Origin of the sequence: Winogradskyella immobilis, from assembly GCF_021887715.1 — a bacterium.
Lineage (GTDB): Bacteria > Bacteroidota > Bacteroidia > Flavobacteriales > Flavobacteriaceae > Winogradskyella > Winogradskyella immobilis.
Genome location: NZ_JAIQXX010000006.1, coordinates 75,823 through 92,274, shown reverse-complemented (window position 1 = coordinate 92,274; position 16,452 = coordinate 75,823). Strand labels below are relative to the sequence as shown.

Below are 16,452 nucleotides of genomic sequence, written 5' to 3'. Positions count from 1 at the left end.
TTAACTTTTTTTTCTCCCTTCAATTCATCTGTTAATTTGTGATTTATGCAATGATTGTATTAAGATTATTGATACAAAACATATCTCGGTGGTTTTAACCCATTCAATCGCATATAAACAAGCATTTGTCCTCTATGATGAGTAATGTGGTCTGCAAGCAATAACAAAACTTGTCTTTTTGTTCTATTAGATCCAAAATAATCTAGTCTTTCTTCAAGCTTATTTATATCAAAACTTGAAATAAACTCTATGGTTTTGTGAAAAGTCTCATCAATTTTGGCAATCATTTCTTTTTTTGATTTGTTGTCCACTTTGAGTTCTTTGTCAGTATTCCAATCTCTTGCATCACGTCCTCCCATTAAAGATTGACTATGCCAATCCATTGCCCAACCAATATGCATTAAGTTTTCTGCAAAACTCATTGATTCAGAGGTTGCTTTAAAACCATATTTATCTTCTGGCATTGTTTCCGCTACAAGGATTAGATATTTTTTTGAGTTTTCCAATCGTTCTATATATTCCTCGATAAACTTATCCTGTTGTGCATAAAGAGTTGACATAAACAAAGATACTAGGAACATCAAGGCCTGGGTCAATATTCTTTTCATAATATTTATAAAGATTTTAATTTAAACTTATTTTGGGAGCATTTAATACTACTAGAAATATGTTTCAAAATTTTTTAACTCTTCTAAATGCATATTGTAGTCGTATTGTAAATCTTCGTGTAGTAGACTTACTTTCTTTTTAATAGAAGTAATTTGACGCTGGTAAAGATTACTCAAGGCTGTATTTCTATGTATATTAGGTTTTAAATCATTGAGACGTTCGCAAAAATAGAGTAGTAATTCAACTTCGGTTGTTTTTTTAAGAGAATAGCGAGTGTAAACCTTTATTTGACGAAGAATTTTACGTATGGTCTTTTTCATGTAGAAATAACTATCCGTATTCATGCTTTTAAAATCTTCATCTAGCGTGTTTCTAATGCTTTCTATATAGCTATCTTCATCATGTGCTTCAAATAGTAAGTAGGTAAGTAGTGCTTTGTTTTCTTTTTTAAAACGCCCTAAACGTAGGCATAAAGCTAAAAGATCTTCTTTTGAATGATGCTGTAATTCTTTTTTTATAGTAACAATAGATTCAATTTTCATGTTACAAATTTAAGGCTTTTAAAACAGTAGCTTTATAGGTTTGACCAATGGGTATAATATGCAAACCTATATGTATTTGATTTCCTGAAACTTGATGCATTTTGTTTAGGTTAATACTAAACGATTTATGCGTGCGTATAAAATAGTTGGGTAATTGCGTTGTGAATTTTAAAAACGTAGAATGCGTAATAATGGTTTTGTCTTTAAGATGCACTTTTACATAATCTCCAAACGCTTCAGCAAATTGTATATCGGCAAAGAAGACTTTGTGTAGTGTTTTATTTTCTTTTAAGATAATGAAATCTTCTGGTTTTTCAATGGAAGAAGTTTTGTCTAGTACTTTTCTAACTGCGATTAGAAAACGCTCATAAGAGATTGGTTTTAATAGATAATCTATAGCATTAACCTCAAATCCATCTACGGCATATTGCGGATATGCTGTGGTAAAAATAACTTTAGGCGCATTTTGTAATGTTTTGTAAAACTCTAGTCCAGTTTGTTGAGGCATATTAATGTCTAAAAAGAGCAAATCAATAGTGTCGTTTAATTGCAAATATTTGAAGGCTTCTGTGGTGTTACTACACGTTTGTTTTAACTCTAAAACCTCCGTTTCAGCAATAAAATGCTGTAAAACACGCTGAGAAGATAACTCGTCATCAATAATGAGGCAACGTATAGTTTTACTGGTTTTCATATATTTCTATTGAAACTTTAAACGTGTCTTTGGTGTTTTCAATATTAAACAGATGTTGTTTAGGATAGACTAAAGTTAAATTATTTTGTAGATTTTCCAACCCAATACCAGAATAGCTATCATCTAAATTAGTGTTTTTATTCTTGTTAGCATTGCTAATAATAAATGTAAATTTTGAAGCTTTTTGTGTCAGTTGAATTTGAATAGCATTAGAAGCTTTGTCTGTATCAACTCCGTATTTGTAGGCATTCTCTAATAAAGGCAACAACAGCATTGGATAAATTTTGAAGGTTTCGTTTTTAACATCAATTTTTAAATCTACCACATCAGATGCTTGTACCCGATAGTCTTGAAAGGCAATATAATTTTTAAGTAATTGTATTTCGTCTTTAAGTGTTACACGTTCAGTATCGGAGTCGTAAATAACATATCGCAATACATCAGAAAGTTCTACAATAGCTTTAGTAATATGTTCTTTTTTATCTAATGCCATAGCATAAATGACATTTAGAGAATTGAATAAAAAGTGTGGGTTTATTTGTGCTCTTAAAGAAGATAGTTGTGTTTGTATGTGTTGATTTTTAAGTTTTAAAACCCGATTTTCATTTCTATTAAAATAGAACCAATCTTCCGCTAATTTAAAGAGTGTAGTTGCTACTAAAAAAATAATATATATGATATAGGTATTAGTATTGGATAAGTAGGAAATAAAAAAGTAATTAGGAAACAGTATATCTAAAAGTTTATCAAAGAATAGATTGTAGAGTAAAGCAAATCCGACTAAATTTATAATAAATAATAGCGCATAAATAAAATAACGTTCTTGGCTTAAAAACCGAGGCATTAAGAGATAAAAATTAATGCTCACAGGTATTGCCATCACTACCAAAAAGGCTATAGTATAGATATAATCTATGATAATTGGTGTTTCACCTTTAGCAAAAATAAAAAGTAAAATTATAAATGCGGCTAACCACAGTATTGTATTAAAAACAATAGGTCTGTGGTTAGAATTTAATTTTTGTAAATAAGTATTTAGAATCATTACTTACCTATACATTTAATTAGATTTAGTTTGCCATACTTTAAAGGTATTACCAGTATCTCCAGTTTTATCTAAAGTATACTCTGTATCAGAAGAACTCCATTCGTCTTTAAAATCTGAAGCCAAATATTTTTCTAAAAATTTATAGATCTCTTCAGAAGATGCTGTTAGTATAGGATCTTCTTCAACACCAACAATTTCACGTTTTAATTTAACTTTACCTTGCTGATACAAATCACTTAAATAGCTTTGATCTAGAAAACTTAATTTCACCTGCTTTTTATTGGTAATTTCTAATTTAGCCACAGAATGTGTTTTTAATAAATGTTGTTGAGGGAAACTATTGTCTATAGATTCTATATAAAAAGGAATAAAATCAATTAAAATTTCATTTTTCACTTTAAAGGGCATGGCTATAAAATGATTTTCTATAGTATCTTTTTTCTTTTCTTTTATGTATGACAAATAATAACCTTCTTTATACCTATTAAATTGCTTTATGTCATCTTCTGTAATTTTATTGGTTGTATCTGCTTTTTCAGCTTCAAAATATTCTTTGATAGACGAGACTTCCCATCGGGCATTATTTTTACCTTTCCAAGCACCAACAAACACATCTTGAAACTCTAACGCTTCTTGGATGTAAAATGGTTGTAATGATTTTACAATGCAAGAGCTAAATAATAATAGACCTAATAGTAGTAGAGCAATTCTTGATTTCATAATGTATGGTTTAAAATTATCAGCTAAACTCATCATCTTTAAATCACTACACAACAAATTTCGACCAACAAGGATCTACTCCTGCCAAACAATTAATTTGTGAGCCAGAATAACGTTTTAATTAGTTCCTCTTAATAAGTTGATACTTACTGTAGCTAAGTCTGTATTAGGGAATCTTGCAAAATGCGCATCTACAGGTTTTAATCCTGCTTTCTCGGCAACAGTTTTAAAAACATCTACTTCTAAAATATACTGATCGCTATATCCATGTGTAGCATCATAAGCTGTAGCGGCAGTTTTGCCAATATTAGTGGCTACTAATTTTGGATTTATAGTGTGTAATTCAATAATAAGTAAACCAAACTTTTCTACAAAAGGCTTCCATTTTTGTAGGTGCTCTAAAAGCGATGCTTCCACATCATTATTACTTAAACGTTCTCCTTTATAAGTATACGCTCCAGAAGATTTACTAATAGTATTGCTTTTTAGTTTAGGTGCTTCCCATATACGATTATGGTCTAAAAAAGTGCGTACATTCAATAAATCTATCAATTCAATATTATAATCGTCTTTTAAATCCTTGGCCAATAAATCGGGTCTACCAATATCTCCCCAAATCACTTTAGCCCAAATATCTGCTTTAATTAAATTAGCTCTAGTAACCTTTAATGCGGCTTTATTAAAATCTGCTCCAACTAGTAGTAATGGATGCTCATCTAAAATTTTACCACGTAAAGTTTGTTTATCGATAACATCAAAAATATGTTCAATAAAAGCTCCATTACCACAACCCATATCTAAAATACCTTTGGGTTGTTCTTCTATTGGTCGGTTAAATAAATCTATAATAACCTCGTCAATGACTTTAAAATATGTAGCATGTGCACCTCCGCTTCCCCAAACATTCATTTCTCTATGTACATGCTTTTCTGTAGCTTCAGGATTATCCTCTTTTAATACCAAAGGATTTCCAAATAGAAGATTATCAAGTTGTAAAAACGTAGGAATATAAGATACAGTTACACCATAAGCACTAGCACGTTTCGCATAAAATAAACCGTTGTCTGTAAATTGATACGTGTTTTTCTTTTTTGTAAACCAACCCAAGTGAGTCAGAAAATCTAATACTTTTTTAAAACTTTCGGGGTCTTTATGATATTCTTCAGCAGTAAATGAAGCTTCCATAAAGTATTTGTGAAATAAACCATTTACCCCAAGTAAAACAATAATAGGACCAGCAATAACGCCTTCAATATGTTTTATGATTTGATATTCTATAGAATCCTCGTTAGAAATATCTAAACCATAGGTAGTTTCAAACTTTTTAAAAATACGTTCTAAAACAATAAACGCATCAGCACCAATGGATTTCTCTTTTGCAAAACGATCCGTATAATTTAACAACTTTACAGCATCCTTATAGAGAGGCATCAAATCAAAGGCAACTTTACTATTAGAATTTATGGTGTAACTAATACTATTATCTGTATTATTTAAATTTTGTTCTAGCCAACCTTGAGAGCATAATGCACGTAAAGCAACATTTAGATAGCCTTCGTTAGCCTTAAATGCCTTTGTAAGGTTAGAAATTGTAGACGATTGATTAGTTATTAAATAATCTAAAACTCCTTTTTTGTGTAATGCGTATGCTGAAGTTGCAGTAGCAATACCATCTAAGTGTCTAAAAATTGTTTCTCTTAATAGGGCTTTATCTGATTTAGTAAGCATAAAATAGCGTTAAGTTATAAATATAAATAAACCATCAATTTTATGATGGTTTTAAATAAAAAATATAATTTATTATATCATCGTAATTTCGGAAAATCAATAGGATTTGCCTCATGCATCACATCATATACTGCTTCAAAAATATCTTCTACAGATGGTTTTGAAAAATAATCTCCATCAGATCCATAAGCTGGTCGATGAGGTTTAGCAGCTAATGTTTTAGGCTGACTATCTAAATGCTGATAGGCATTTTGCGTATTTAAAACTTCATTCAAAATATATGCAGAAGCACCGCCTTGCACATCTTCATCAATAATCATTAAACGATTAGTTTTTGCTACGCTCTTTACAATGTCATGATTTAAATCGAATGGTAATAATGACTGAACATCAATAATTTCTGCATCTATTCCAAGCGCTTGTAATTCTTTAGCGGCTTGTTCTACCAAACGAAGCGTAGATCCATAAGATACTAATGTAATATCGTTTCCTTCTTTAACAGTTTCAACAACACCTATAGGTGTTTTAAATTCACCAATATTATTTGGCATTTTTTCCTTTAAACGATAACCGTTAAGACATTCTATAACCAAAGCAGGTTCATCACTTTCTAAAAGAGTATTGTAGAAACCAGCAGCTTTTGTCATATTTCTCGGAACTAAGACATGTATACCTCTTACAAGATTTAATATGCCACCCATTTGCGACCCCGAATGCCATATACCTTCTAATCGGTGACCACGCGTTCTTACAATTAGCGGAGCTTTTTGACGACCTCTAGTTCTATACTGAACGGTAGCCAAATCATCACTCATAATTTGCAGCGCATATAGAATGTAATCTAAATATTGAATTTCAGCAATTGGACGTAGGCCTCGCATAGCTAAACCAATACCTTGACCTAAAATAGTAGCTTCTCTAATTCCTGTATCAGAAACTCTAAGCTCTCCATATTTCTCTTGAAGCCCTTCTAATCCTTGGTTAACATCACCAATATGACCTGCATCTTCACCAAAAATCATTGCTTCTGGATAAGTGTTGAAAATAGCATCAAAATTGTCTCTTAAAACAACTCTGCCATCAACATCTTCTGCATTAGCATTATACGTTGGTAATACTTCGTTTTGGTTTAAAGCATTTTTTGATGAACTACTGTGTAAATGCGAACTGTATTTAGGTTGAATAGTTTCAATATAGGTGTTAATCCAATTCTGAAGTGCTAATTTTTCATTCGTTGTTTCAGAAATTGTATAACGTAAAGTTTTACGTGCTGCAATTAATAAATCTTTACGTAGAGGCTCATCAATTGCATCAATATCATTTTTTAATTTGGATATAAAAACACCATTAGCGCTAGAATTAGAGAGTTGTTCTAAAACAGAAAGTAATTCTTGTTTTTCAGCTTTTATAGGATTTATAAATGCAGACCACGCTGCTTTTTTACCATCTCTAACAGCTTTTTTTATGTCTTTTTCTAAAACAGATAATTCTTCATCAGTAGCAATATTATTAGCAATTACCCATTGACGCATTTGTGCATTACAATCATATTCTGTTTCCCATGCTAATCGTTCTTTGCTTTTGTAGCGTTCATGAGATCCCGATGTAGAATGTCCTTGAGGTTGCGTAAGCTCTTTTACATGTATCATTACTGGCACATGTTCTTTACGAGCTATTTGTGCAGCACGTTGATATGTATCAATTAATTCAGGATAATTCCATCCGTCAACTCTAAAGATTTCATAACCATTGTTATCGTTATCGCGTTGAAACCCTTTTAATATTTCAGAAATGTTTTCTTTAGTGGTTTGGTGTTTGGCATGTACTGAAATACCATATTCATCATCCCAGATGTTTATTACCATTGGAACTTGTAAAACACCAGCAGCATTTATAGTTTCAAAAAACAAACCTTCACTAGTACTTGCATTACCAATAGTGCCCCAAGCAATTTCATTACCTTCTTTAGAGAACTTAGTAGTATCAATCCCTTTTACATTTCTATATATTTTAGAAGCTTGTGCTAGACCTAACAAACGAGGCATTTGTCCGCCAGTGGGTGAGATGTCTGCACTTGAATTTTTTTGTTCTGTTAAATTTTTCCAATCTCCATTGTCGTCTAAACTATGCGTTGCAAAATGGCCACCCATTTGACGACCTGCAGACATTGGTTCTTCTTTTAAATCGGTATTAGCATATAAGCCTGCGAAAAATTGTTCAATAGACAATTGGCCTATAGCCATCATAAAGGTTTGATCTCTGTAATAACCAGATCTAAAATCACCATTTTGAAAAGCTTTTGCCCATGCTATTTGCGGAACTTCTTTGCCATCACCAAAGATGCCAAACTTTGCTTTACCTGTTAAAACTTCTCGACGACCTAATAAACTGCACTCACGACTTGTAACTACTGTTTTATAATCATTTAAAACCTCAGTTTTAAAATCTTCAAAAGTAATTTCAGTTTTAGTGTTTGTATTAGATTTCATCTATAGTAATTTTAAGTGTTACAAAAGTACGTAAAACGAAAGACTTTAACAATGGCTATAAGTGTTATATATTTAAGATATTCGCAATAAAAAAAGAATAAATTAACGATTATCTAATTAAAATGATATTTTTAACGTTTTTGTAAGAATATGTTAATACCATTTTCGCCTAAATAGACCTAGCAATACTTGAGGATCTACTGTGATGATAAATCGAATTTTTTGATCGTAGTTTGGTTGTGCAATTTCCCAACCATTATTAGAGTAGACAGGAAAAAATAATTCAAAAAAATCTTGAACTAAATTTAAGCGTATACCAGAGTCGTATACAAATTTTGGATCAGCAAATCTGTTTTTCACTAAACCAATATCTCCATAGGCCTGAACATACCTCCAAATCGATGTGGTAACATTGGCTGTAGTTAACCATTGATTTGCAAAAGGTGTATCTAATTGCGATTTAAAACCTCCTTCGGCAATAATAATTTGTTGGCTAACAAGACCTTCATCTCCATCTTCAGAACGTCCTAAATAATTAAAATCAAATAAATAATCTGTTGGTCGATCTAAGGCAAAACTGAAAAAATCAGAATCTGGATCTGTATTGTTTTTTAAAAAAGTACCTGCGTAAAACCTGAAATTTAAATTCCTATTATTTTTAAACAGTTTGCGGTACTCATAATTAATAGATAGTTTACTAAAGTTATCTGCAATTTGAAAATCTGCAAAGAATCTTGAAAAATTAATTATTCCAGGACTAGATTTAACATATCTTAAATTTAAAACTCCGTAATCTGGTTCATTTAGTTCTATTACAGCATCTTCACCTATGTTTCTGCTTATATCTACATAACGTAAGGATAGCGTTTGTCTTTTATCGGATCTAAAATCATCATCATTTCTAAAACTGAAGGATATATTAGGGATAAACCGTGTAAAAAATGCATCTTCTGCAAAAGAACGATAAGCAACAGAAACACCATAAGAAATATTAAAAAGATTACTGTTTTCAATATTATGTGTGTAAAATAAAGATGAAGAACCTGTTAGAGATTTAGAGTTTGTGGCATACTGTGGTGCAAATCTGTAATTGAATCGTTTTCTTAAAATGGTTTTATTGTATATTCTAGTACCTAATGTAAGCCCATCATATATGTTTCTAAATTCTACTAAAGGTGTTAAAAACACTTGGTTATAATAAGGGTCTTCTACATCTTTAAACAAGCGAAATTGCAATGGTTTTCTTGTTAAAAAAGTTCCTTTAGTAGATTTGTAATTATCCCTTTGATTAAACTCAGGAATAATGTTATCATTATCTAATACTAATTTGTCAGCACCTTTATTTGGTATAGTGATTGTTTTAAACTCTCCAATATCATCAACCCATGTTTTACTTAGAATAGAATCATTTTTGAGACTAAAAAGTGAAATAGGCATAGTGTTATCTCGCTTATTCTTTATGGTTACTTGTATAGAGTCTTCTTGAGTTTTGACATTTGTAATTTTAAAATCGATTTTTTTACGTGTATTGAGATAATCTGTAAAAAACCAATTTATATTTTTGTCCGTTTTACTTTTTATAAAGTTTTCAAAGTCCTTAGAAGAAGTTTGTTTTAATTTATTAGTATTTAAGTAGTCTTTTATTAAGGTTCTAAAATTAATATCCTCAGCATATTCATCTAAATAATTAAGACCAACACCGGCTTTGTATTTACTTGCAATATTGGCGTTAAATTTAATAAGCGAGTCTTTTGAAGTTGTTAAAGGTTGATCGTTATTTTTTCTAGCAATTTCCATAGAGTATAGAAAGTACTGAAAATTATAATCTACTTCAGCCAAATGAAAAGTCCTTACTAACCATATTTTAGAGACTGTACCCAAAAACTTTGTGTCTGGATAGTAATCTTCTACATACTTCATTAAAAAGTAAATTTGTAAACCTTCGCTTAACCAATAGTCTTTTCTGGGATTAGTTAGCAAAATATTATCGATATATTTTTTAAGCGCAGTTTTAAGTAATTTTAATTCGTATTGAAAATCGCTAGGAAAAGGCCTAATGATATCAGGCAATTGATTTAATCCATATAAAGGGTTTTTATTGTATTCTAAGGCAGTTACTAAAAGACGTTTATGTGGGTATTCTCCAAGGTTGTTCACTAAAAAACGTGTTACTTTATCTGTAATAATTGCTTTGTCTTGTGGGATTAATCCTTTTTCATAAATGTCAGATATTATTGTAAAATCATCAGTTTTTACTTGAGAAAAGTTATTAGATTGATTTAAAGACAGAAATGTATTTGTTCTGTTTTTTCCTTCTATTACGGTCGTCATTAGGTCGCCAACAGTTTCTTGAGCAGTAATATCTAACTCCGAAAATACATTGTGCGTTTTAGGGTGATTAAGCGTAATATGTACATCTGCTTTAGGGATATAAAGATCATCTAAATCTTTATTGCTATAATAGTTCCATTTGTCATTGTAAACGGTTGGAGTAATGTACCAATATTTTAAATTAAAATCTTTGTCTTTAGTAAAACCATAGTTGGTAAATCCATCATCTGGTAAAACAAGTGTATACGATAAATTTATAGTATAAGATTGTTCGGAAAGTAAAGGGTTCTTTAAGTCTACTTTTATAACATCTGGATGCTCTTTTAAGCGTATATGTTTTAATTCAGAATTGTTTTCATCTGTTATATTGCTTATAGTAGTGTAACCACGATCTTTATTTTTCGCTAGATGAAATTTAGTATTAAACTCTTCTTCAAAACGTTTGGCAAGAGGTGTTGTTTTAGATGAATAGCTATGATTCCAATCGTTTAAATAAATTTCAGTTAACTGAGTATTGGATGTGTTTTTATAGACAATAGTCTGCTTAATTGTTATTGATTTTGTGTCAATATCAACATCTCCTTTTAGAGTTATTTTATTTTGAGCACCACTTTGCGTAACACTGCTTAAAACGAATAGAAATATAAATAGTTTTTTAATCAATGAGCAATTACAAATTTAGTAGGTTTTAGATCCGAATTAGGGATTGACATATAGTATAACCCATTAGCAAATTGCGAAACATTAACATTTGATGTTTCATTTGCTAGTTTTGAGATATAAATTCTTTGACCTAGATTATTATAAATAACAAACTCTTTATTAAAAAGAAGATTAGAATTTATAGAAATCTCTAATTCGGTATCAATAATATTTTTCTTTAACAGCAATACGTTAGCAATAGTTTCATTAGTTGTACTTAATGTTTGCGAGTCTATCTCTAACTCTATTGTAACGGGCAAATGGTCACTAAAATTGTGCAAAGCATTTCTAATTGCTAAAGAAAAACCAGCATTATTATCTGGAGAGTTATTATCGGCACCTTTTGCACAGTCTGAAGAATTTATACGACGATTAAAACAAGAACTTTCTTTATTATTTCCGTATGCTGAGTATGAGTCTGTTACATAACGAATATTATTTGAAGAATTCAAAAAATTTTCGGAAGTTAAAATAAAATCGAAACGATCATCAAAACCACCTGCAGCTCCACCTAAACCAGACTGTGTACGTGTAGATTGTGTAAAAACATCTACAAAGGCATTGCCAGTATCACTCCAATTACCAATACGGTTTACAGGGTCTGAAAATGTAATATTATTAGATCCATCTAATAGTTCTTGAAAAGCAGATTCTGTAGCTCTATATAGGTTAAGGTCACCTCCTAAAAGTACATTGGTATTAGCAGGTAAGGTATTTAAATAAGCGTCTAACTCCTGAACCATTCTAAAACGTCTTAGTGCATCGCTATCGTTATCCGAAGCTTTTAAATGCGCAACTACAGCGTATATCTCAATAGGGTTAGTTTCTTTATCTATGGTGTTAATTGTTAAACGATAGACATTAAAATCACGTAAATCTGTTGGTACAATAATTTCTTCTTCAAGAGTAAATTTGTTACTGTCATAGAACAATAAATTTTGAAGTTCATTAGAATCACTAGACGCATCATCAGAAGTATTATTTACAAATGTTGCCATTTGATAAGATGACCTAATTATAGTTTGCGTAATTCCTAAAATGGTATTTGCGCCAGCGCTATTGTTTAATTCGCAGACCAAGAATAAATCTGGTTGATAATCTCCTAGTATGAGACTTAAATTGCTTTCTCTTCCTGAAGTAGCCGTTTCATTAGGATAATTTAGAAGATTATAAAACATAACTCTAAAGTTCTCTTGAGCATTTAGGCAAGACAACCATAAAGAAATAAATAAAGTAAATACAATAAATTTTTTATTCATTTTACAAATAAACAATTTAGAAATTAGGACTTAAACCAGATTCTTTATAGAAGCTATTTAATATTTCTAAAACCTCGTCTCCAGAATCTACTAAATGTATAAGGTCTAAATCTTTTGGACTAATATTACCTGCATTTAACAATGTTGTTTTTATCCATTCAAATAAACCTCCCCAAAATTCTGTACCGACTAATATAATTGGAAACGTTTCAATCTTATGCGTTTGTATTAAAGTAATAGCTTCAAAAAGTTCGTCTAAAGTTCCAAATCCACCAGGCATTACCACAAAACCTTGCGAATATTTTACAAACATAACCTTACGGACAAAGAAATAATCAAAATCTAAGCTTTTATCGCTATCTATATAAGGATTATCGTGTTGCTCAAAAGGTAATTCTATATTTAAACCTACAGAAGTACCGCCGCCGAGATGTGCTCCTTTGTTACCAGCTTCCATAATACCTGGGCCACCACCAGTAATAACTCCATAACCGTTTTCTACAATTTTAGTAGCTACTTCTACAGCAAGTTTATAGTATTTATGATCTGGTTTTGTACGTGCAGATCCGAAAATAGACACACAAGGACCAATTTTACTCATACGTTCAAATCCCGTAACAAATTCCCCCATGATTTTAAAAATAGCCCAAGAATCATTGGTTTTTATTTCATTCCAGCCTTTTGGTTTATGTTCTGTTCTCATATGTTTTAGTGTTCAGTGTTTTCGATACCTAGCTAATTTAACTCTTTTATTAAGAATTTGGCGGTATGGCTCTTTTTATCTTTAATAATTTTTTCGGGTGTGCCTTTGGCAACAATTTCTCCACCTCCTTTTCCTCCTTCGTAACCAATATCTATAATATAATCTACAGTTTTAATCACATCAAGATTATGTTCAATAATTAGTACTGTGTTACCCTTATCGGCTAATTTATTGAGTACTTTCATAAGGACATTAATATCTTCAAAATGTAAACCAGTTGTTGGCTCATCTAAAATATAGAAGGTATTGCCTGTATCTCTTTTACTTAATTCGGTTGCCAGTTTAATGCGTTGGGCTTCACCACCAGAAAGTGTAGTGCTTTGTTGTCCTAATGTTATGTAGCCTAGACCTACATCTTTAATGGTTTTTAGCTTTCTATGAATTTTAGGAATATGTTCAAAAAAGGTTACAGCTTCTTCAATAGTCATATTTAAAACATCACTAATGGATTTTCCTTTATACCTAATCTCTAAAGTTTCGCGGTTAAAGCGTTTGCCTTGGCATGTTTCGCATTCTACATATACATCTGGTAAGAAATTCATCTCAATAACACGTAGTCCACCACCTTGACAAGTTTCACAACGACCACCTTTTACATTAAAACTAAAACGTCCAGGTTTATAACCACGAATCATAGCTTCTGGAATTTTTGAAAACAAACTTCGTATTTCACTAAATGTACCTGTATAGGTTGCTGGATTGCTTCGAGGAGTTCTACCTATTGGCGATTGATTGATGTCGATGACTTTATCAATATGTTCTAAACCTTTAATGCTTTTATATGGCATTGGTTTTTTTACTCCATTAAAATAATGGGCATTAAGAATAGGGTAGAGCGTTTCGTTAATTAAAGTCGATTTTCCGCTACCAGATACTCCAGTAACTCCAATCATTTTTCCTAAAGGAAATTCAACATCTACATTCTTAAGGTTATTCCCAGTACAGCCTTTTAATACTAATTTTTTGCCATTGCCTTTTCTACGTTGTTTTGGGACCTCTATTTCTTTTTCGCCGTTAAGATATGCCGCGGTAAGTGTATGCTCTTTTAATAAATCTGTTGGCGTGCATTGACTAATAATAGCACCTCCATGTTTACCAGCAAACGGCCCAATATCAATAACATGATCTGCACGCTCTATCATATCTTTGTCATGCTCTACAACAATAACAGAGTTACCGACATCTCTAAGTGAAATTAAGGAATTGATTAATTTTTCATTATCACGTTGATGTAAGCCAATACTTGGCTCATCTAAAATGTAGAGTACACCAACAAGTTGAGAACCTATTTGCGTGGCTAAACGAATACGCTGTGCTTCTCCGCCCGATAAAGATTTGGAGCTTCTATTTAACGATAAATATGTTAAACCAACATCTAATAAAAATTGTACTCGACTTCTAATTTCTTTGATGATCTCTTCAGAGATTTTTAACTGTTTATCCGATAAACGTTTATGGATATCTTTAAGCCATTCGCTCAATTCAACAATATCCATATTTACAAGATCAGCAATACTTTTTCCGTCGACTTTAAAATATAATGACTCTTTTTTTAATCGAGACCCATTACATTCAGGACACTTTACCTTATCCATATATTCTTTAGCCCAACGGACTAAAGATGTAGAATTTGATTTGTATTGGTTTTCTATAAAATTAGCAACACCTTCAAAATCGATATCATAATTACGTGCTACGCCAAGTAACTTACTTTCTACGGTAAACTTATCTTTTCCTCCGTATAATATAACATGCTTAGCTTCATCAGGAATAGATTTATACGGATCATCTAAAGAAAAATTAAAACGTTTGGCAATAGTATCAAACTGTTTAAAAATCCAACTTTTTTTGGCAGGTCCATGAGGCGATAAGGCACCGCTATTGATAGATAAATTGTCATCTGGTACTAATTTGTTTTCATTAACCACATACAACTCTCCAATACCATTACATTTTTGACATGCTCCTTTTGGGGAATTAAATGAGAAATTATTAGGCTCTGGGTTTGGATATGAAATGCCAGATGATGGACACATTAAATTACGGCTAAAATAGCGAGGTTCATTACTGTCTTGGTCAATAATCATTAACACATTATCGCCATGGTACATTGCCGTATTTATCGATTCCATCAAGCGTTTATTATTATCTTGAGAATTGTCTATTTTTAACCGATCGATAACAATTTCTATGTCGTGTGTTTTATAACGATCGAGTTTCATGCCTTTTTCAATATCTACAATTTCCCCATCGGTACGCACTTTTACAAAACCTTGTTTAGCTATTTGTTCAAACAACTCACGATAATGTCCTTTACGAGATCGGATTATTGGAGATAAAATATTGATGCGTTTTCCATCAAAAGATTCAAGAATTAAATCTTTGATTTGCTCATCACTGTAGCTTACCATTTTATCACCAGTATTGTAACTATAAGCATCAGCAGCTCTTGCAAATAAAAGGCGTAAAAAATCATAAATCTCGGTAATAGTACCAACAGTTGAACGTGGAGATTTACTGGTGGTTTTTTGTTCAATAGCAATTACAGGAGACAATCCATCAATTTTATCGACATCTGGGCGTTCTAAATTCCCTAGAAATTGACGTGCATAAGCTGAAAATGTTTCAATATAGCGACGCTGTCCTTCTGCATAAATAGTATCGAAAGCCAAAGAGGATTTACCACTACCAGATAAGCCAGTAATAACGACTAATTTTTCTCTAGGAATTGTAACATCAATATTTTTAAGATTGTGAACACGGGCTCCTTTTACTTCAATAAAATCTTCGAAATTCGTCATAGTGTATAGTCTGCAAAATGAAAATTTGCCAAGTGGCGAAGATACTCATTTTAAGACTAAAACGAAAGTTGGTTGAGTCTATTTGTTAACTAATATCTGTATCTAATTAAGATCGTTTTCAAGATATTATTTTGTAAAAATTAGGTTAAAATAAATATAAGGATTTGAAGCTTTTAAATTATGAATAATTGTTATACTTGTAACAACAAATTTAATACAACCGTTTTATGAAATTACTAGGAATAAGCTCAAGAATTGACCATCCAGATTATGGAAAAGGTGTAATTACTAATGTAACTTCGAAACACTATTGGGTTACATTTATCGATAGTGGTCTAGAAACTATAGATATCGATTCTGACTTTGAAGTTATAGAAGCGGCAGAAGATGATGTGGATACGGTGAGCTTGTATGAGGTTGAACGAAGTTTAAAATCTATTTTAAAGAAGTGGTCAGATGTGTCTGAGGTTGTTTCAATAGGTGACAGGTGGAAAGGAGGTAAATTGATTATGCAACCAGAAGATAGTAATTTAAAATCTAGCGAATTACCTATAGATACGTTTTTTCATAAAATTACAATGGTTAGAGACCGTCTTAGAGTTATGGAACAAAAAATTAACTCTAGTAAAAATTTAGATGAACAAGAAAAAATAGACTTACAACAATACATAACACGTAGTTATGGGAGTTTAACTAGTTTTAATGTGTTATTTAAATTAAAATCGCAACAATTTGTGGGGCAGCGTTCTAAATAGTGTCCAGTCTC

The 16,452-nt window shown here is 31.4% G+C and carries 12 protein-coding genes; 1 reads left to right on the top strand and 11 read right to left on the bottom strand.

The features are described 5' to 3' along the window. Positions 1-65: 65 nt before the first annotated feature. From K8Z87_RS06445 to uvrA, 11 genes are all read right to left on the bottom strand, one after another. Complete coding sequence (locus tag K8Z87_RS06445; protein WP_227476735.1) at positions 66-560, bottom strand: DinB family protein; 495 nt, start codon at positions 558-560, stop codon at positions 66-68. A 99-nt stretch (positions 561-659) separates the two neighbouring features. Then, positions 660-1,151: a hypothetical protein gene (locus K8Z87_RS06440; RefSeq protein ID WP_227476663.1), complete on the bottom strand. Its 492-nt coding sequence runs from the start codon at positions 1,149-1,151 to the stop codon at positions 660-662. Position 1,152: 1 nt separating this feature from the next. Continuing rightward, entirely contained in the window at positions 1,153-1,845 is a 693-nt protein-coding gene (locus K8Z87_RS06435) for a LytR/AlgR family response regulator transcription factor (RefSeq protein WP_227476662.1), read from the bottom strand. Further along, positions 1,832-2,890: a sensor histidine kinase gene (locus tag K8Z87_RS06430; protein WP_227476661.1), complete on the bottom strand. Its 1,059-nt coding sequence runs from the start codon at positions 2,888-2,890 to the stop codon at positions 1,832-1,834. Before K8Z87_RS06430 ends, K8Z87_RS06435 begins: the two co-directional genes overlap by 14 nt. A gap of 15 nt (positions 2,891-2,905) precedes the next feature. Further along, positions 2,906-3,613, bottom strand: a complete 708-nt coding sequence (locus tag K8Z87_RS06425; RefSeq protein WP_227476660.1) for a hypothetical protein — start codon at positions 3,611-3,613, stop codon at positions 2,906-2,908. Positions 3,614-3,730: 117 nt separating this feature from the next. After that, positions 3,731-5,341, bottom strand: a complete 1,611-nt coding sequence (locus tag K8Z87_RS06420) for a class I SAM-dependent methyltransferase (protein ID WP_227476659.1) — start codon at positions 5,339-5,341, stop codon at positions 3,731-3,733. Positions 5,342-5,418: 77 nt separating this feature from the next. After that, positions 5,419-7,830: an alpha-ketoacid dehydrogenase subunit alpha/beta gene (locus tag K8Z87_RS06415; protein ID WP_227476658.1), complete on the bottom strand. Its 2,412-nt coding sequence runs from the start codon at positions 7,828-7,830 to the stop codon at positions 5,419-5,421. 153 nt (positions 7,831-7,983) lie between these two features. Continuing rightward, positions 7,984-10,824, bottom strand: a complete 2,841-nt coding sequence (locus tag K8Z87_RS06410; RefSeq protein ID WP_251059567.1) for a gluzincin family metallopeptidase — start codon at positions 10,822-10,824, stop codon at positions 7,984-7,986. After that, on the bottom strand, positions 10,821-12,122 hold the full coding sequence (locus K8Z87_RS06405; protein WP_227476657.1) for a T9SS type A sorting domain-containing protein: 1,302 nt from the start codon (positions 12,120-12,122) through the stop codon (positions 10,821-10,823). Before K8Z87_RS06405 ends, K8Z87_RS06410 begins: the two co-directional genes overlap by 4 nt. Before the next feature lie 16 nt (positions 12,123-12,138). Further along, positions 12,139-12,825: an LOG family protein gene (locus K8Z87_RS06400; protein WP_227476656.1), complete on the bottom strand. Its 687-nt coding sequence runs from the start codon at positions 12,823-12,825 to the stop codon at positions 12,139-12,141. 32 nt (positions 12,826-12,857) lie between these two features. Beyond that, positions 12,858-15,686 (bottom strand): excinuclease ABC subunit UvrA, encoded by a 2,829-nt coding sequence (gene uvrA / locus K8Z87_RS06395; RefSeq protein WP_227476655.1) that lies wholly within the window; start codon positions 15,684-15,686, stop codon positions 12,858-12,860. Between the two features lie 227 nt (positions 15,687-15,913). Here uvrA and K8Z87_RS06390 point away from each other — a divergent pair, with 227 nt between their 5' ends. Then, positions 15,914-16,441, top strand: a complete 528-nt coding sequence (locus K8Z87_RS06390) for a hypothetical protein (protein ID WP_227476654.1) — start codon at positions 15,914-15,916, stop codon at positions 16,439-16,441. The last annotated feature ends 11 nt before the right edge of the window (positions 16,442-16,452 follow it).